We start from the raw sequence: 17600 nt of genomic DNA, 5'->3' as shown, positions 1-17600 counted from the left end.
AAGAAAGCAGAGAGGTGTTGTATGTACAACCCTACTAAAGTGGAGTCCAACATGTCTGAATTTAAAGCGAGTTCCTTAACTAAAAACCAAACGTTCTTGATTGGTGGTTTGTTAATGCTGATTTTGATTACTACCCGCAGTCATTTCTTTCACCATATTCAAGATGCTTCCTGGGCAATTTTCTTTATTCTTGGTTTTTATCTGCGCGCTGCGATAGGTTTACCGATTTTTTTACTCGCTGCGTTTATTGTCGATCTGATTGTGATTGAATCAAAGGGCGGAGAAAGTTTCTGCTTTACCATATCATATCCATTCTTAGCGCCAGCTTATGGCTCTTTATGGTTGGCTGGGCGATGGTTCTCTAATCATTACAGCGAAAATCTACGTGGATTGCTTTACTTTATCGGTGCTGCAGTTGTTGGAATAACGGTCTGTAATATTATTTCGAGCGGCGGCTTCTACTTCTTCTCGGGTCGCTTTGCAGAAACAAGCATGGCTGAGTTTGCCGGTCGTATTGCCAGATTCTTACCGATGTTTATGAAGACAACCGTGATGTACTTGGCAATGGCTGCAGTCGTTCACTGGGCATTTGTTCAAGCTAGCAAATTTAGTCAAGAAGCTCGTACTTCATAAGCCATTTTTGTACTTAATATTCTTATTCCAATATTAGAGTTTTAGAAGCTATCCCGAAAATGGCTAAACAAGAACTCACTGGTGCACTAATGGTGCAAGGCACAACCTCCGATGCTGGAAAGAGCATTCTGGTTGCTGGCTTGTGTCGAGTCTTTTATCGGCGTGGCATGTCTGTCGCGCCGTTTAAACCCCAAAACATGGCACTAAATAGCGCGGTTACTCCCGATGGTGGCGAAATAGGGCGTGCCCAAGCATTACAGGCGCAAGCCGCTAATGTGCCGCTTAGCGTGCATATGAATCCTGTGTTATTAAAGCCGAATACCGATACGGGGGCGCAGGTTATCCTGCAAGGTCACTCGATTGGTAATCTGGAAGCGCTGGATTACCACGAATATAAGCCTAAAGCAGCGGAAGCTGTGTTTGACTCGTTCAATAAGCTCAGTGAGCAATACCAACATATCCTTGTAGAAGGCGCAGGAAGCCCAGCAGAAATTAATCTGCGTAAAGGTGATATTGCTAATATGGGGTTTGCTCTGAAAGCTAATTGTCCTGTCATTATTATTGCGGATATTGATAAAGGTGGTGTGTTTGCACATTTGGTAGGCACATTAGAGTTACTGAGTGAAGAAGAGCAAGCCTTGGTCAAAGGCTTTGTCATCAATCGTTTTCGTGGTGATATTTCTTTGCTACAAGGCGGTCTGGATTGGCTAGAAGAAAAGACCGGTAAACCTGTTTTAGGCGTATTGCCTTATTTGCATGGTTTACATTTGGATGCGGAAGATGCCGTCCCCGAGAATGTAAAAGCTGACGATAATAAGCAATTTAAAATCATCATTCCGCGATTGCCGCATATTAGCAACCACACCGATTTTGAGCCGTTACGATTACATCCCGAATTAGACGTTGAATATATTTCTCATCTAGAAGCGATACCACCCGCCGACTTAATTATTTTACCCGGTAGTAAGAATGTTGGTTTTGACCTGCAATGGCTAAAATCTCAAGGCTGGGAAGACGCGATTAATAAACACCTACGATATGGCGGCAAGCTTATTGGTATTTGTGGTGGACTCCAGATGCTAGGCAAAACAATATCGGACCCACTGGGTATTGAGGGTGAGATCACTGACCACATAGGTCTGGCCTTGATGGATTTCCATACAACGCTTCAGGCAGAAAAACAACTGACAAACGTCGGTGGAAAACTCGCTTTTACTGATGCGGCAATTACAGGCTATGAAATCCACGCAGGTATTACGCACGGCAATGCATTGGAAAATCCAGCAGTTTTACTGGATAGCAATCATGAGGATGCTAAGCCTGACGGCGCGATATCTGCAGATGATCAAATCCTTTGTACCTATTTGCATGGATTTTTCGATACGCCGGATAGTCTGCAAGCAATACTGGATTGGGCGGGGGCTACAACCATCGAACAGTTCGACATCAATACTCAGCGAGAATCTCAATTAGAGCGTTTGGCAGATGCGATTGAAGACAGCTTAGCTATGGACGATATCATCAGTATCACGCAAAAACAGTGATATTCGCTGGTTTATTCAGTGCTTAAATCTATGAGTTATTAGCTGTTTAACGTTGCTAGGGCTCGTTCCAAACGTGTCCACTCGGATTCAGTGGCTGGTAACCCAAAACGAAGCGCATTGTTTTGATAATTTGATTCGGTAAACAACCTTACCAGCACGCCTTGTGCTGCAAGGAGTTGATAAATCTCTGCGGCGGTTTCTATTTCTAAATAAGCAAATAACGCTGTATTTAAAGCCACCCCCCTACTTACAGGGACTTTTTTGCTAAATGATTTAGACAGCAATTCCTTTAAACGTAATGCGGCAGGTATCAATCGCTCTCTTTGTAGTTGTTGCCAAGTTTTATCTGCAAGCGCCACTTTGCCTGCCCAGCGCGCAGGGTGACTAACAGACCAATCGTCTTGCTGTGTTGCAAGCGCTTGTAAAATATTCTCCTCAGCCCAGACAAATCCCAATCTAATTCCTGCAAGGCCAAAGAATTTTCCGATTGAACGCAACACGATCAGTCCTTGGCACGGGGTTTGTTCTATTAAACTGTACTCCGGTGTGGCATCGATGAAGGCTTCATCAACAATTAGGTAGCCCCCTTTTTTGCTTAACTGTTGATGCAAGCTCGAAAGTGTTTCTTTGGTGTAGAGGTGTGTTGCTGGATTCGTTGGATTAACGATAATCAATATATCGATTGATGCTATTACGTCTTTGTTTGAAGCCGAATCTGGACTTGATGTAATCATCTCGTGATCAATTAGCACAATCTCATGCCCGGCATCTTCCCATGCTTTTTGGTGACTGTGGTAAGCAGGTTTGATAATGCCTACGCTCAACTTATGTTTAAATAGTTTGGGTAAACCTTGGATCGCTTCTTGCGAACCTGCAACTGGCAGTAAAAAAGGGCTGCCATAATAATTGCTTGCAGCCTCTTCTAAACCATCGTTGATTTCTGGTAAGCGTTGCCAGCATTCATTCGGCACTTCGGGCAGTGGGTATACAAAGGGGCTAATGCCAGTAGATAGGTCTAGCCATTGATCTTCGGGTATCTTGTATTGCTCGCTGGCTTGCTTTAACTGGCCGCCGTGGTTGTTTTTTGCTGCTTGGTAAATGGGAGTGTTAACAGGTCTGTTACTAGTAGAGTTTTTAGAAAAGTTGTCAGAAGGCATTTTTTTAGAAGGCTCTTTTTTAGAAGGCATAGTAAAGAACTCCCATAAAAACCAAAACAGTAGCGATCAAATAAACGCCGTTATCGATCAGTGACATTGCACGTTGAATATCTGTAAATGATGGTTCTGTAGCCGTGCCTAGAGTAGGGCGTTCTTTGTAATGTCCGTGATAAATTGCCGAACCTCCCAAGCTGATATTCAATGCTCCCGCACCTGTTGCCATCACTACGCCGGCATTTGGGCTATACCAGGAACTGGCTTGTGTTTTCCACGCATGTAGAGCCTGTTTCGTATCACCACAAACGCTATAGAGTAGGGCGCAGAGACGGGCAGGAATATAATTCATTACATCATCAACGCGTGCTGTGAATTTGCCAAAATATTCAAATCGCTCGTTATGGTAACCCCACATGGCATCTAGCGTATTGCTTAATCGATAAAGAATAACGCCCGGTGCGCCTAAAATGACCAGCCAAAAGAGTGGCGCAAAAATCGCATCAGAGCCATTTTCCAGAAGTGATTCGATGCTTGCTTTGCTCAAGGCTGTTTCGTCAGATTCACTGGTATCCCGGCTTACAATATAAGAGGTTTTGATACGTGCCTGCGCTAAATCATTTTGCGATAAGGCATCAAAAACGGCCTGACCATGTTGCAGCAAACTTTTCCAGCCTATTGCTAGCCAGCCGCAAATTGCTGCAAACAGTATTTGAAAAATCAAGTCTAATGAATTGCTTATAAACGCTGTAATTAGCACGAGCGGTATCACAGCTAGGCCCCAGGCAAGTGTTCCCCAGAGCAATTGGGACCCCGCGTTTTTTCGATTCAGTTTTTGTTCGAGCCAATTGGCAAGGTGACCGAATCCTACCAATGGGTGAAATCTTGAGGGCTCGCCTAATAGAAAATCTAATAATAACGCTAAAGGAGCAACAAAAAGGCAATACATCATACGATTAAAACAGCGCCCAGCATAAATAGCATTTCACTGATTTCAACGGTTGCTCCTACCGTATCTCCCGTGCAACCGCCTAAGCGTTTGAGCATTAATCGACGTAGAAAATAGAAGCCAATAAGAACCAGTAAAACACCCCAGAATGAAACGAAAAGTCCGATCACAGCGCCTGCGATCAGAACCGCCCAGCTTGTGTTTTTAGGCAGGTTTTCCACAACAGTATTTGCCATGCCTTGCTTGTTTGCGTAAGGCGTCGTTTTAAACGTCAGCAAGATCATTGTTCTGCCTAGTAAAGGGGCAACCATGATCAACCAGGCTAAATCACTTTCAATCAGCGCTGTAACGGATACAAATTTTAGTAGGAGAAAACAGACTAGGGCGATAGCACCTGCCGCACCTACCACAGGATCTTTCATGATTCTTAAGGTTCTTTCCTGGTCGCCTAAACCGCCTAGCCAACCATCAGCGCTGTCTGCCAAACCATCTAAGTGAAGACCGCCTGTGATTATCGCCCATATAGTGACAATGATTGCCGCGAGCACCAAGGCAGGAACATTGGGGAATAACAAAACAGGTAAATAGATGATTGCCCCTATAATCAAACCAACCAAGGGGTAAAAAAGGGCTGATTTTCCAGAGTCGTTATCCGTAATTTCGGTAAATAACCCTGCAGGGATTCGTGTTAATAACGATAAAGCCAACAAAAAGGGTGTTTTGTAATCCTGTAGTTTCATTAGTTTTTTCTGCCTAAAAACTCTAAAGAGAAATTGCCATCTTCATAACAAAAAAGGCGATTGAGTTGCGCGTAATGAATTGAAAACTTCAACATCGCCAGGGTATCAAGGTCTAAGGCTTTAGATAGCACCTGACGAATCACACCGCCATGAGTGATCACCAGAATCGATTGGTTTTGATAGCTGCTTAAAATGTCTTGTAAACCGGAGTGAATACGCTCAGCAAACTGCTGCATTGATTCCCCGTTGATCGCGACAAAGTCGTCTGGGGTTTGCCATAGTTGCTGGTATTGTTCTGGATATTGCTGCCATAACTCATCCGACTTTTTACCCACCCAGTCACCGAAGTTCATCTCTTTGAAGCGATCATCAATCACTAATGGACAGTTTTTGTCTTTTGAAAGTTTCTGTGCAAACACGACACAGCGTTGCTGGGGTGAGCTAATAATGATATCCCAGCTGCCATCCTTGGTCGTGTTGGTTAAATCCTGCATGCCTTCAGCGCTTACAGGCGTAGAAGCCTCTGCACAAAATATGCCGGGCGTTTCTAACTTGCCGTGGCGTAACAAATCCAGTGTTGTGATGTTCGATGTCACGGTTGATTTAGTCGTTGATGTAATCGTTGATGAATGAGCCATTATATTTGGGTTGCAACCGCAGCTTCAGCAAACGTCGCCATTTGGTTGTGTAATGTGCAGGCTGATATCAGCAAATTAGCAGCAACCGCAGCGCCACTGCCTTCACCAAGACGCATGCCCAAATCCAGTAAAGGTTTCTGCTTTAAAGATTCTAAAACTATTTGATGGCCGTGCTCCGCCGAAAGGTGCGAGAAGAATAAGTAATCATTCACAGAAGGATTGATTTTCACTGCGCATAAAGCAGCAACTGAACTGATAAATCCATCTACGATGATTACTAAACCATTTTGAGCGGCATAAATATAAGCACCTGTGAGAGCAGCTATCTCAAATCCACCCATGTGTTGCAATAAGGCTTTAGTGTCACCCCCCCACTTATGATGGGTTTTTATTATTTGCTCCACGACTTTGGTTTTGTGTTTGATGCCCGCGTCATCCAGCCCTGTGCCTGCACCTGTTGTTTCCTCGGGCGTTAATCCTAATAACGCACAATACAATGCAGAAGCACTGGTGGTATTGGCGATACCCATTTCGCCACCAATAAATATTTTCGCACCGCGTTCGGTGGCTCTTTCGATAACATGATGTCCGGCTGTTAGTGCTATTTCCAGCTGATCTTCTGTCATCGCGGGTCCATTGATAGCGTTTTCTGTGCCAGCACCAGCGCGTTCGATAATCAAACCTGGTTGTTCTGGGAGTGGCGTCAAAATACCCACATCAACAATTTCCAGATTAGCATTTAATTGTTTGGCCAAAACACTGATTGCAGCGCCGCCACTGAGGAAGTTCATCACCATTTGTGCAGTCACTTCCTGTGGGAAAGCAGAAACTCCCTCCTTGGCTATACCATGGTCCGCGGCAAATACCGCAATACTAATATTGCTGGCTGAAGGGGTTTTGGTTTGCTGTAAATCAGCTAAGCGAATTGCAATGCTTTCTAACTCCCCTAATGATCCTGGTGGCTTGGTGAGTTGCGACTGTCTTTCGATCGCATATTCTTTGTATTGTGAATCACGATTAAGGCAGGGAGTGGTTATCCAGTTCATAAGTGTCTCTATTTGAATATCTTAGTAATTATCGTTAATTATTGTTGTGGTTTAATGACGTTGAGGTTTAACAACTAAAGGTATGCCCGCCACAATCAGAGTGACATTGTCGACCAATTTGCCCAGTTGTTGATGTAAGCGACCAGACTCATCAACAAAATTTCTGGTCAGTTCGCCTAACGGGATTATGCCCATGCCAACTTCGTTGCTAACAAGGATGACCCTACCTTGAAGTTTAGAAACACAGTCGAGGAAATCATCAAGCTCTTGTCTTAACTGGGCAGGATTTTCTAACATCAATAAATTGTTAAGCCACATCGTCAGGCAGTCAACGATGATGATTTTCTCAGGTCTGGAATTTTGCAATAAGCACGATGCTAACTGAATCGGCTCTTCAATGGTTTTCCATGAACTTGGTCGATCAGATTTGTGTTTTTCAACACGTTGTTTGGTCTCTTCATCCCACGCATTTGCTGTCGCCAGATAAATAACGTCCAGCCCAGATTCTTTGGCAAGATTCTCCGCGAAACTGCTTTTGCCAGAGCGTGCGCCGCCAAGTATTAAGCTGCTAGATGGGGTGGAGGGTATTTTATGAGTCACAACATTATCGCAAGAAAAAGTAAGTCGTCAGTAGTATAGCGGTAAAAGTCATTTGTAAAAGTGATCTGTAGGCAGGAAGGCTAAAGAATATGTCTCGTTTCTATCTTTGTTATACACAAAGATGAATTATACTCCCGTAATCTGCCCCAAAATTTAAAATCTAAGGAACAAGCATGGCACAAGATAAGGTAACAAAAGAATCTGTACAAAAAGAAGCAGAGAGGAATAAACGCCATAAAGTTCGTATGGAGCGTAAGAAAAAAATCATCGATAGCGCAATTGAGAAGTCTGATAAATCAAAAGGCCTTATGCTTGTTTTAACTGGTAATGGCAAAGGAAAATCCAGCTCGGCATTTGGAATGGTGGCGCGTTCATTGGGTCATGGTATGAAGGTAGGCGTGTGTCAGTTTATTAAGAGTCGAACCGATACCGGCGAAGAGGCGTTCTTCTCATCGCATGAAAAAATGGACTGGCATGTTTTGGGAGATGGGTTTACCTGGAATACGCAAGACAGAACACAGGATATAGAAACCTCGGAAAATGGCTGGAAGGTCGCACAAAGTATGTTGCAAGATCCAAGCTATGATTTGGTAGTGCTGGATGAGCTGACTTATCTTTTAAACTATAACTATTTAGATCAAGATAGCGTGTTAGATGATATCCAGAATAGACCCTTTGATCAGCATGTTGTGGTCACTGGTAGAGGCGCAGACGAATATCTGGTTGATTTGGCCGATACTGTTTCGGAAATCGCAGATGTAAAACATGCGTATCGTGCTGGTTTTAAAGCTCAGTCCGGGATTGATCTTTAAAACACTATTTTGGTCGTATCTAGCATTGTTTGAAGCTAATCAGTTATACTACAATGATAGAAACGAAAAAATATGTCCGTTTATTTGAGAATAAATATGAATACAGTAAAAAATAACATTACGACCAAAACACAATTAATCATCGGTGGTGCTTTACTCGCGCTGATGATTGCAACTCGCGGAAATTTATTCAGTCACATGGCTGATGCATCTTGGGCGATTTTCTTCATGGTAGGTTTTTATCTACGTGGTGATTCACTCAAAAAATTAGCGTTTCCTTTATTCTTTCTGGCAGCGTTTGTGATCGATTTAATCGTGATTGATGCGCAAGGTGGCGTACATTATTGCTTCACTCCTGCATATCCATTCTTGATTCCTGCTTATGCAGCAATGTGGTTCGCAGGTCGTTGGTTTGCGAATAAATACCAGGAAAATGCACGTGGCCTAGCGACTTTTGTAGCCTCAGCTGTAGCAGGCGTTGCGGTATGTTTCTTAATCTCTAATGCTGGTTTTTACCTGTTCGCAGGTAAGTTCGAAGAGATGAGTGTTGCACAATATGCTTCAAGTGTGGCGCAATACTTACCGGGTTATTTGAAAACTACTTCAATCTACCTTGGTTTTGTCGCATTAGTTCACTTGCTTATTACTCACAGCCCTGCTGCGAATAAAGAACAAGCGCATTCATAATATTGGCTAAAGATATTCTTAACGACTATGCGATAGCTTTTGACTATCTTAATCAAATAAAGAAAAATCCAGACTCTGTGTCTGGATTTTTTTTGTCAAAAACACACCCCCCTACTTATAGGGCTTTTTTTTAGATTAGAAGTAAACCACCTATAATTTAACTATGAAAACAATCTACCTCGCAAGGCACGCAAAATCATCCTGGAATAGTAATGCCGAAACGGACTTCGATCGTCCATTGAGTTCACGAGGTGAAGCCGATGTGAAGCGTGTCGGTGAAGAAATGCTTAACCGCGATTGGTTGCCACAAAAGGTCATTTCATCGCCAGCAATCAGAGCAAAGCAGACCAGTAAAATACTCTGTAGTGAGCTGAATTACCCGATTGAATCGATACAATGGAATTCTGAAATCTACTCTGCCTACACCGTAACCCTATTGCATGTTCTGACGAATATAGACGAGACAATAGACAGCGTGCTGTTGCTGGGGCATAACCCCGCTATGGAGGATTTATTAATACACCTTTGTGGCTTTGCAGAAACACATCAATACAAACAAAGTAACGGTAAGTTATTTACTACCGCAAATGTGGTAAAAATAAATGCCGATGTAAGCTGGAAGAATCTGATGATGCACCATGCCGATCTGACAGCGATGCTAAGACCCAAAGAATTAAATAGCTAATTGCTGATATTCAAAAAGGCACCCCCCTACTTACAGGCCGTTTTTTTAATAGGTATTAACAGCCTATGAACTTCAGCTTAGGAAAGGGTTTGTATTTCAGTCGTATGGAAATCAACATAATTGATTTAAACAGTTAACTAGTTAGAAAACCTTTCTTAGCGCGTTTCTATTCGCGTATCTATATGTTAAATTTCTCCACACTAAATAGTGCTTCTGCAATCCAGCAGAATCCTTACAACATTTACACGGTAATAACATGTCTCTGACACCTGAAGAAGTCAAAAAAATAGCCTTTCTGGCGCGACTCGCCATCAAAGAAGAAAGCATCGAACAATACTCTGAAGATCTATCCGGAATCCTCCATCTAGTGGATCAGATGGACGCGGCCAATGTCGAAGATATCGAGCCAATGGCTCATCCTCAGGATGCGATGCAGCGTTTGCGTAAAGATGAAGTGACTGAAATCAATCAACGTGAAAAGCTCATGGAAAATGCACCAGCGACTGAAAACGGTTTGTTTTTAGTACCGAAAGTACTGGATTGAGGGACACATTAGTATGGATAATCAAATGATTAATAAATCTCTAGCTGAACTCAGTGTCGGTTTACAAAGCGGTAAATTCTCAAGTGTTGAATTAACGCAATTCTATCTTGATCGTATTGCGAGCCACGATAGCGAACTTAATGCATTTATCACAGTGACTGCAGAACAAGCACTAGCGACAGCAAAAACCGCAGATGAAAAAATTGCCAGCGGCTCTGCGTCTGGTTTAACAGGTATACCGCTAGCGCATAAAGATATTTTCTGTACCGATGGTGTCAAAACCTCTGCAGGTTCTAAAATGCTGGATAACTTCATCGCACCTTATAACGCGACAGTGGTTGAAAAGCTTAAATCAATCAGCATGCCAATGTTGGGTAAAACCAATATGGATGAATTCGCGATGGGGTCATCTAATGAAAACTCCTATTACGGTGCAGTCAAAAATCCGTGGGATTTAGATCGTGTTCCTGGTGGCTCATCCGGTGGAAGTGCCGCTGCGGTTGCCGCAAAACTTGCACCTATCGCGACAGGTACAGACACAGGCGGCTCTATTCGCCAGCCCGCATCACTAACGGGTATTACAGGCATTAAGCCGACCTACGGCCGTGTATCTCGATACGGCATGATCGCGTATGCATCAAGTCTTGATCAAGGTGGGGTATTTGCCTCATCGGCTGCGGATAGTGCTTTGCTATTAGAAGCCATGTCAGGTTTCGATGCGAAAGATTCAACCTCGGTTGATATTCCCGTGCCAGATTTCTCAACGACGCTGAATGATTCATTGCAGGGTTTAAAGATTGGTTTACCTAAAGAATACTTCGAAGAAGGCTTAAACAGCGAAGTCGCAAAAGTGATCGAGGCGGCTATCGAAGAATACAAGAAACTTGGCGCTGAAATCGTCGAAGTTAGCTTGCCGAATACGCATTTAGCTATTCCTGCTTACTACGTGATTGCACCAGCAGAAGCATCATCAAACCTTTCACGTTTTGATGGCGTGCGATATGGCTATCGCTGTGAAGATCCAGTCGATCTTACGGATATGTATATGCGTTCGCGTGGTGATGCATTTGGCCGCGAAGTGAAACGTAGAATTATGACAGGCACCTATGCACTTTCAGCCGGTTATTACGATGCTTACTACTTAAAAGCACAGAAAATCCGTCGTTTAATCAGCGAAGATTTCCAAAAAGTCTTTGAACAAGTTGATGTGATTATGGGGCCAGTGGCTCCAGAAACAGCATTTAAAATTGGTGAAAAGTCGGATGATCCAATTAGCATGTACTTATCTGATATTTACACCATTGCGCTTAATCTAGCAGGCTTGCCGGGTATGTCAGTACCGGCTGGTTTTGCTAATAATATGCCGGTAGGTTTACAAATTATCGGTAATGCTTTCACTGAAGGAAAAATGTTAAACGTCGCACATCAATACCAACAAGCAACAGATTGGCACAAGCAAACGCCTTCAAAATACGCTGTTAGTGAAGGGGAGAAATAACATGGAATGGGAAACAGTAATCGGGCTGGAAATACACGCCCAACTTTCGACTAAATCCAAATTATTCTCTGGTTCATCCATAGAATACGGACAAGAGCCAAACACACAGGCGAATGTCGTCGATCTCGCCATGCCCGGTGTGTTGCCAGTGTTGAATGCAGAAGCAGTGCGTATGGCTGCAATGTTTGGTCTGGCAATTGGTGCACCAATCGGTAGAGGCAATGTCTTTGCGCGTAAAAACTATTTCTACCCGGACTTGCCTCAAGGCTATCAAATCAGCCAGTTCGACAAGCCAATCGTTGAACTCGGCCATATCGATATCACCTTAGAAAATGGTGAAACCAAGCGTGTGGGCGTAACACGTGCACATTTAGAGCAAGACGCGGGTAAATCGTTGCACGAAGATTTTGCAGGCATGACAGGCATCGATTTAAACCGTTCAGGTACACCATTGCTGGAAATCGTATCCGAGCCGGATATGCGCTCTGCCAAAGAAGCCGTAGCCTATATGAAGAAGATTCATGAGCTTGTGCAATATCTGGGTATTAACGACGGTAACTTGCAGGAAGGTTCTTTCCGTTGCGATGCTAATGTATCAGTACGCCCAAAAGGTCAGGAAGAATTTGGAACACGTGCCGAGCTTAAAAATATCAACTCGTTCAAGTTTGTTGAGCGTGCGATTAATATCGAAGTAGAGCGCCAAATCGATCTAATCGAAGAGGGTGGTGAAGTCGTACAGGAAACACGTTTATACGATCCTGATAAAAACGAAACACGCTCAATGCGTTCTAAAGAAGAAGCGAACGATTATCGCTACTTCCCTGATCCTGATTTATTGCCAATAGAAATCACGGATGAGTTTTTAGAGGAAGTGAGAAAAACACTACCAGAATTACCCGATGTTAAATTCAAGCGTTTCGTAGAAGAATACGACCTCAGTGAATATGACGCGGGTGTTCTAACAGCCAATATCGCAACGGCAGACTATTTTGAATCTGTCGCAAAAAGTGCGGATGCCAAACTCGCGGCTAACTGGATTACTGGAGAGCTATCTAGCCATTTAAATAAAGAAGACCTTAGTATTAATGATTCTCCGGTGAACGCAGCAATGTTAACGGGATTAATTAAACGCATCGAAGACAAAACAATCTCTGGGAAAATAGCCAAACAAGTTTTCGAAGCGATGTGGAATGATGAAGGCGGTAAAGACGAATCTGCCGCTGATAAAGTCATCGACGCAAAAGGTCTTAAGCAGATCACTGACTCGGGAGCGATCGAATCTATCATTGATGAGATTATCGCCAATAATCCTGCTCAGGTTGAGCAATTCCAGAGCGGTAAAGATAAAGTCTTTGGCTTCTTTGTAGGGCAGGTAATGAAGGCTTCACAAGGCAAAGCAAATCCTGCACAAGTGAATCAAATGTTGAAAGATAAGTTGAGTGCTTAGCAACGGTTAAAATCCTTGATCAGACCTATAAAAATAATGATTTTAAAGGTTTGAACAAACTCGTGCATTGTTGCCACTATATAGATAGCAAATGCCTTGTTCGTAAAAGGATTTTATGGCACAAAAAATCAAGGTGTTTCTAACTAGCTTAATTGCTAATCATCGATTCAGGCATACCCTTTATCGTTGTGTAAATTTAATCAGCGTCTGACTTGGATACATTCAGACCATAATAAATTTATAAATAGAAGGTTGGAACATGGAAGTTGCGAAGTACGTAGATCTAATCAAAGAAGTCAACGAGAGAGGCGGCCCTACCGCTTCGGAATATGATGTCTTAAAAAAAATCACTAATAAATTAAACCGTATGCCTACAAAGACATTGCAAACTGATATGCAATTGTATGAGGCTTTATCTCCCGCTTATGATCTTAATTCCATGGTGGGTTTTTCATTTTTAAAACCTCATGGTTATGCTGGAGACCATGAGTTAATAGATAGAATCTACACCAAGTGGAAGTCTAGCGATAAAAAACATCACAAGTGGGATGAGCTTTATCATGATATGGAAGCCACGATTGCAGTTAGAAACCGTAAAGAATATTTTATTAATTTGATTTCTAAAATAGAGCAAGGGAAAAAAAGTCCTCTAGTATTGGATTTGGGAAGCGGTCCGTGTAGCGATTTGTATCAGTATTTAATTCAGGCTCCGAATACAAATGTTAAGTTTGATTGTATCGATATGGATATAAACGCAATTGAATATGCTTCCGTTGTTTGTGATAACTATTTTGACAGAATCAACTTTATCCATAAAAATGCATTTAGGTATAAAACTGATTCAAGGTATGACTTAATTTGGTCAGCAGGACTATTTGACTACTTTTCAGATAAACTTTTTATACGGCTTACCAATAGAATGTATCAACTACTTGAAGTTGGTGGTGAGCTAGTTATTGGGAATTTTTCTGTTGATAATCCTAGCAGAGGTCTCATGGAAGTGATTCTTCAATGGTACTTACATCACAGGAGTGAGGATGATTTAGTTGAGCTTGCTTTGGCTGCTGGTGTAGATAAGAAGAAGATTTCGGTAATGTCTGAAGAAACTGGTGTAAATCTATTTTTACACTTAAAAAAGTAAGTGTTTGATTTAGGTATATTTAATCAAATATAACCTTTCATCATAATAAAATTACAATAAGCGGTAATTTATTCTATTCTTGGGTAAATGCCATGAATTAATGTGGCTGAAAAATAATATATAAATAATAAAAACAAATTAATGCAAATAATTAGAAATAAACTTTCTCAACCTGAAGAGGTTGAATTTCAATCTTTTCTGAAGGATGAGAAGATTAAGCTCACACGTTTTATGTGTATTTTGAGCTCGATTCTATATGCCTCATTTGTTGCTGTCGATTTTTGGGCTTTAAAATCAGCATTCACAGATGCAACCCTTATTAGGGCTTTTGTAATTGGATGTCTTTGCTTAACTTATATTTCAACATTTGCAGGTTTTTTTGAGAAGCATTATAGCATTATAGTAGCCTCTACCTATGTAATAGGTGCGGGTGGTGTTGAAGCTATGATATATATATCTTCACCAATTGATCAGGCATATGAAACCTATTTTGTAGGTGTCATACTTATTTTAATAACTTTATTTTCATGGACTTACCTGAAACTTAGAATATCTGTTCCACTTGCTTTAATATCGATTCTTGGCTATGCCTATATAGAAGTGATAGACAGAGGTATGGAATTAAATTCAAGAGAAGCTGCGTTAGTTACCAATATTTTTCTACTTGGAAGTGCTGCAATAATTGGGTTCATTGCACAGGTAATGAGAGATCGTTATATTAGAGAAAACTATCTCTTACAACAATCTTTAAAAGAAGCCTACAAAGCAAAAGCCGAAGAAGCAAAAGACAATGAATATCTAGCAAATCATGACCCTTTGACGGGCCTACCCAATCGTCGCTATATGACTGAGTTGCTTGAAGCATCAATGAAAGAGGCCGAGGAGAAAGACAAAGTTCTAGTGATTATGTTCCTGGACCTTAATGGCTTTAAACAAGTGAATGATATTTATGGTCATGCCGCTGGAGATAAGGTTTTAAAGGTTGTAGCAAAGCGCTTAGAGTTGGCTATCCGAAGAGGAGATCATATTGCCCGTTTAGGTGGTGATGAATACCTAATCGGTTTGATGATGGATAAAGATCACCTTGGTGAAGCGGAAAATATGACTGAAAAATTTGCAGCCATTATTGCTCAACCGATGAATATTGAAGGCATCCGCGTGCGAGTGGGTTCTAGTATCGGTCTATCGGCATATCCTATTCATGGCAATCAAATCAGTGTGCTGCTGGATATTGCTGATAAGAGAATGTATGCCGCGAAGAAAGGCAGACCTCCAATTTCTGTCGGATCAAGTTATCAACAAAAAGATAATAAAGTAGCGGTTTTCCCGGGTAAAAAAGTTTAATTTAATCAAATCTATTTAAGATTTTTGGGCGTTGAGTTTCGAAACCTATATTTCGTTTTTATTATTTTTTGTATCATTATTGTTCTCCATTTCTTCTATCTGCGTTAGAATTGTCCTTTGCAAAAAAGGTATGGATTCATGTCGGATTCACTTCATCGTTTTCAATTAGAAAATTTACACGTTCGCGGCGAGTGGGTATCACTTGATTCTTCCTGGCGAGAAATCTTAAATAATGCTGAATACCCCGAACCTGTAAAGCAGGTATTAGGCGAGGCACTTGTCGCTATCAGCTTATTGGCAGAGTCGTTGAAATTTGATGGCTCACTGATATTACAAATTCGGGGAGCAATGCCTGTTTCCACGCTTGTCGTACAAGCCACATCCGATGGTGCAATCCGTGGCATGGCAAACTGGCATGGTGAGATTGCCGATGATGCTAAATTTCAGGATTTATTTGTAGCAGAAGATCAGGGCTTGGCGACGATGGTTATTAGTGTTGAGCCTAATGCGTCACAAGGCGAGCGCTATCAAAGTCTGGTCGCGTTGGAAGGTGAATCTCTTGCCGAGTCTTTTAGTGAGTATTTTGCTCAATCGGAACAGCTTAAAACCCGTTTGTGGCTAGCTGTCGATGACACCCGTGCAGCGGGTTTAATGTTGCAATGTTTGCCTTCAGAGTCATCAGAAATTCAAGACGAAGGCTGGAATCACGCCACTATTTTAGCAGATACGATTACCAAGGAAGAGTTGCTAAATTTAAGCTCACAAACCTTGCTGCATAGGCTTTATCACGAGGAAGATCTACGGATTTACGAAGATAAGATTTTACGCTTCGAATGCACCTGCTCTAATGAAAAAATTGATAATACAATTCGCTCTATAGGCGAGCAGGAAGCAAACTCAATCATTGAGGAGCAAGGGCAAATAACGATTGATTGCGAATTCTGTAATACGCAATACACACTCGATAGCATCGATGTTAAGCGTTTATTTGTGGATGCTGACGTCACCGATATTTCTGGAACAGGAAGTGTCCACTGAAGACGGTTTAAATCGTTCTATGATGCGTAAAATCATTCATGTTGATATGGATTGTTTTTACGCAGCGGTAGAGGTCCGTGAAAATCCTCAGTTACAGGGAAAACCGGTCGCTGTTGGGGGAAGCCCTCAAAGTAGGGGGGTGGTTGCAGCTTGTAATTACGAGGCACGGAAGTTCGGGGTACATTCAGCGATGCCGATGTCGCGGGCATTTCAACAATGCCCGAGTTTGATTACCACCCCTGTGCACATGGATCTTTATAAACAGATCTCCGGCGAAATACATCAGATATTTCAAGATTACACTGATCAGATCGAACCATTATCGTTAGATGAAGCTTATCTTGATGTCAGTGAATCAAGCCATTGTGGCGGTAGCGCTACCTTGATTGCGCAACAGATTCGCGAGCGTATTTTCGATACTCAACGCTTAACCGCATCAGCCGGAGTTGCTCCTAATAAATTTTTGGCAAAAGTTGCGAGTGACTGGAATAAGCCCAACGGTCAAAAAGTCATAACACCAGATGATGTTCAAGAGTTTGTTAAAGCGCTACATGTAAAAGCCATTTCCGGCGTCGGTAAAGTCACCGCAAAACGGATGTCGGAATTGAATATCGAAACCTGCGAAGATTTAAACAAGATGGGGCTGGATAAGCTTAATCAATACTTTGGAAGTTTTGGCGAACAACTTTATAAATACAGTCAGGGTATCGATACTCGTCCTGTGCAAACCCACTGGGTACGTAAATCACTCAGTGTTGAAGATACCTTTGCCCAGGATTTACCTGATCTGGAAAGTTGTTTGCTAGAGCTTACTAAAATCTATGCTGAATTGTTGGTTCGGCTAGAAAGGGCTCAAAAGAAACAGCGACTTATCCCCAAAGCACTTTTTGTTAAATTGCGATTTGATGATTTTGAAACAACTACGATTCAGATGGTTGGAAATAAGCCCGATAAACACGCTTATATGAGGTTGTGTGCAGATGCGTGGCTAAGAGGTCAACGACCCGTTCGTTTGATCGGGTTGGGTTTGCAATTTAATCCCCCTGATATGCCAGAACAATTGCGTTTAATTTAGATTTTGAGTTATTTGTACCATTAGATTG

The 17600-nt window shown here is 42.1% G+C and carries 18 protein-coding genes; 12 read left to right on the top strand and 6 right to left on the bottom strand.

Annotated features, from left to right (window positions below; translation table 11 throughout):
* Positions 1-51 precede the first annotated feature (51 nt).
* Positions 52-633 carry a hypothetical protein gene (locus OO007_RS01480; protein WP_325807464.1) on the top strand — a complete coding sequence of 194 codons (582 nt, stop codon included), beginning with the start codon at positions 52-54 and terminating at the stop codon, positions 631-633.
* 59 nt (positions 634-692) lie between these two features.
* Positions 693-2177, top strand: a complete 1485-nt coding sequence (locus tag OO007_RS01475; RefSeq protein ID WP_325807463.1) for a cobyric acid synthase — start codon at positions 693-695, stop codon at positions 2175-2177.
* 38 nt (positions 2178-2215) lie between these two features.
* Here the strand turns inward: OO007_RS01475 and cobD are convergent, their stop codons facing one another.
* From cobD to cobU, 6 genes are read right to left on the bottom strand one after another with little or no spacing between them, the layout of a single operon-like run.
* A complete protein-coding gene (cobD, locus tag OO007_RS01470) occupies positions 2216-3364 on the bottom strand; it encodes a threonine-phosphate decarboxylase CobD (RefSeq protein WP_325807462.1) in 1149 nt (382 codons plus the stop codon).
* A complete protein-coding gene (gene cbiB / locus OO007_RS01465; protein WP_325807461.1) occupies positions 3354-4280 on the bottom strand; it encodes an adenosylcobinamide-phosphate synthase CbiB in 927 nt (308 codons plus the stop codon). The genes cobD and cbiB overlap by 11 nt, the downstream gene beginning before the upstream one ends.
* Entirely contained in the window at positions 4277-5017 is a 741-nt protein-coding gene (gene cobS / locus OO007_RS01460) for an adenosylcobinamide-GDP ribazoletransferase (RefSeq protein ID WP_325807460.1), read from the bottom strand. The genes cbiB and cobS overlap by 4 nt, the downstream gene beginning before the upstream one ends.
* Positions 5017-5655: a histidine phosphatase family protein gene (locus OO007_RS01455; protein WP_325807459.1), complete on the bottom strand. Its 639-nt coding sequence runs from the start codon at positions 5653-5655 to the stop codon at positions 5017-5019. The genes cobS and OO007_RS01455 overlap by 1 nt, the downstream gene beginning before the upstream one ends.
* On the bottom strand, positions 5655-6701 hold the full coding sequence (gene cobT / locus OO007_RS01450; protein WP_325807458.1) for a nicotinate-nucleotide--dimethylbenzimidazole phosphoribosyltransferase: 1047 nt from the start codon (positions 6699-6701) through the stop codon (positions 5655-5657). Before cobT ends, OO007_RS01455 begins: the two co-directional genes overlap by 1 nt.
* A 51-nt stretch (positions 6702-6752) precedes the next feature.
* Positions 6753-7301 (bottom strand): bifunctional adenosylcobinamide kinase/adenosylcobinamide-phosphate guanylyltransferase, encoded by a 549-nt coding sequence (gene cobU / locus OO007_RS01445; protein ID WP_325807457.1) that lies wholly within the window; start codon positions 7299-7301, stop codon positions 6753-6755.
* A gap of 173 nt (positions 7302-7474) precedes the next feature.
* Here cobU and cobO point away from each other — a divergent pair, with 173 nt between their 5' ends.
* The 10 genes from cobO (at position 7475) to dinB (ending at position 17572) form a co-directional block, all read left to right on the top strand.
* Positions 7475-8113: a cob(I)yrinic acid a,c-diamide adenosyltransferase gene (gene cobO, locus OO007_RS01440; protein ID WP_131904256.1), complete on the top strand. Its 639-nt coding sequence runs from the start codon at positions 7475-7477 to the stop codon at positions 8111-8113.
* 96 nt (positions 8114-8209) lie between these two features.
* Positions 8210-8800, top strand: a complete 591-nt coding sequence (locus OO007_RS01435; RefSeq protein ID WP_325807455.1) for a hypothetical protein — start codon at positions 8210-8212, stop codon at positions 8798-8800.
* A 163-nt stretch (positions 8801-8963) separates the two neighbouring features.
* A complete protein-coding gene (locus OO007_RS01430; protein WP_325807454.1) occupies positions 8964-9485 on the top strand; it encodes a SixA phosphatase family protein in 522 nt (173 codons plus the stop codon).
* Between the two features lie 256 nt (positions 9486-9741).
* On the top strand, positions 9742-10029 hold the full coding sequence (gatC, locus tag OO007_RS01425; RefSeq protein WP_131904253.1) for an Asp-tRNA(Asn)/Glu-tRNA(Gln) amidotransferase subunit GatC: 288 nt from the start codon (positions 9742-9744) through the stop codon (positions 10027-10029).
* A gap of 25 nt (positions 10030-10054) precedes the next feature.
* Positions 10055-11527: an Asp-tRNA(Asn)/Glu-tRNA(Gln) amidotransferase subunit GatA gene (gene gatA / locus OO007_RS01420; protein ID WP_325808042.1), complete on the top strand. Its 1473-nt coding sequence runs from the start codon at positions 10055-10057 to the stop codon at positions 11525-11527.
* Between the two features lies 1 nt (position 11528).
* The gene (gene gatB / locus OO007_RS01415; protein ID WP_325807452.1) at positions 11529-12974 is read left to right on the top strand and encodes an Asp-tRNA(Asn)/Glu-tRNA(Gln) amidotransferase subunit GatB; all 1446 of its coding nucleotides are present in this window, start codon (positions 11529-11531) and stop codon (positions 12972-12974) included.
* Positions 12975-13233: 259 nt separating this feature from the next.
* Positions 13234-14115 carry a class I SAM-dependent methyltransferase gene (locus tag OO007_RS01410; RefSeq protein WP_325807450.1) on the top strand — a complete coding sequence of 294 codons (882 nt, stop codon included), beginning with the start codon at positions 13234-13236 and terminating at the stop codon, positions 14113-14115.
* Positions 14116-14256: 141 nt separating this feature from the next.
* Entirely contained in the window at positions 14257-15459 is a 1203-nt protein-coding gene (locus OO007_RS01405) for a GGDEF domain-containing protein (RefSeq protein ID WP_325807449.1), read from the top strand.
* Positions 15460-15597: 138 nt separating this feature from the next.
* The gene (hslO, locus tag OO007_RS01400; protein WP_131904248.1) at positions 15598-16497 is read left to right on the top strand and encodes an Hsp33 family molecular chaperone HslO; all 900 of its coding nucleotides are present in this window, start codon (positions 15598-15600) and stop codon (positions 16495-16497) included.
* The gene (gene dinB / locus OO007_RS01395; protein WP_325807447.1) at positions 16487-17572 is read left to right on the top strand and encodes a DNA polymerase IV; all 1086 of its coding nucleotides are present in this window, start codon (positions 16487-16489) and stop codon (positions 17570-17572) included. Before hslO ends, dinB begins: the two co-directional genes overlap by 11 nt.
* Positions 17573-17600: the final 28 nt, after the last annotated feature.

Origin of the sequence: Cocleimonas sp. KMM 6892, from assembly GCF_035798195.1 — a bacterium.
Lineage (GTDB): Bacteria > Pseudomonadota > Gammaproteobacteria > Thiotrichales > Thiotrichaceae > Cocleimonas > Cocleimonas flava.
This window is presented reverse-complemented; position numbering and strand designations above follow the sequence as displayed.

Excerpts from the sequence above, each read along its gene's own strand:
- cobS (WP_325807460.1), bottom strand. The coding sequence starts at position 5,017 with ATGAAACTACAGGATTACAAAACACCCTTTTTGTTGGCTTTATCGTTA.
- cobD (WP_325807462.1), bottom strand. The coding sequence starts at position 3,364 with ATGCCTTCTAAAAAAGAGCCTTCTAAAAAAATGCCTTCTGACAACTTT.
- hslO (WP_131904248.1), top strand. The coding sequence starts at position 15,598 with ATGTCGGATTCACTTCATCGTTTTCAATTAGAAAATTTACACGTTCGC.
- OO007_RS01405 (WP_325807449.1), top strand. The coding sequence starts at position 14,257 with ATGCAAATAATTAGAAATAAACTTTCTCAACCTGAAGAGGTTGAATTT.
- OO007_RS01475 (WP_325807463.1), top strand. The coding sequence starts at position 693 with ATGGCTAAACAAGAACTCACTGGTGCACTAATGGTGCAAGGCACAACC.
- gatC (WP_131904253.1), top strand. The coding sequence starts at position 9,742 with ATGTCTCTGACACCTGAAGAAGTCAAAAAAATAGCCTTTCTGGCGCGA.
- OO007_RS01410 (WP_325807450.1), top strand. The coding sequence starts at position 13,234 with ATGGAAGTTGCGAAGTACGTAGATCTAATCAAAGAAGTCAACGAGAGA.
- OO007_RS01430 (WP_325807454.1), top strand. The coding sequence starts at position 8,964 with ATGAAAACAATCTACCTCGCAAGGCACGCAAAATCATCCTGGAATAGT.
- cbiB (WP_325807461.1), bottom strand. The coding sequence starts at position 4,280 with ATGATGTATTGCCTTTTTGTTGCTCCTTTAGCGTTATTATTAGATTTT.
- OO007_RS01455 (WP_325807459.1), bottom strand. The coding sequence starts at position 5,655 with ATGGCTCATTCATCAACGATTACATCAACGACTAAATCAACCGTGACA.
- gatA (WP_325808042.1), top strand. The coding sequence starts at position 10,055 with ATGATTAATAAATCTCTAGCTGAACTCAGTGTCGGTTTACAAAGCGGT.
- gatB (WP_325807452.1), top strand. The coding sequence starts at position 11,529 with ATGGAATGGGAAACAGTAATCGGGCTGGAAATACACGCCCAACTTTCG.
- cobO (WP_131904256.1), top strand. The coding sequence starts at position 7,475 with ATGGCACAAGATAAGGTAACAAAAGAATCTGTACAAAAAGAAGCAGAG.
- cobT (WP_325807458.1), bottom strand. The coding sequence starts at position 6,701 with ATGAACTGGATAACCACTCCCTGCCTTAATCGTGATTCACAATACAAA.
- OO007_RS01480 (WP_325807464.1), top strand. The coding sequence starts at position 52 with ATGTCTGAATTTAAAGCGAGTTCCTTAACTAAAAACCAAACGTTCTTG.
- OO007_RS01435 (WP_325807455.1), top strand. The coding sequence starts at position 8,210 with ATGAATACAGTAAAAAATAACATTACGACCAAAACACAATTAATCATC.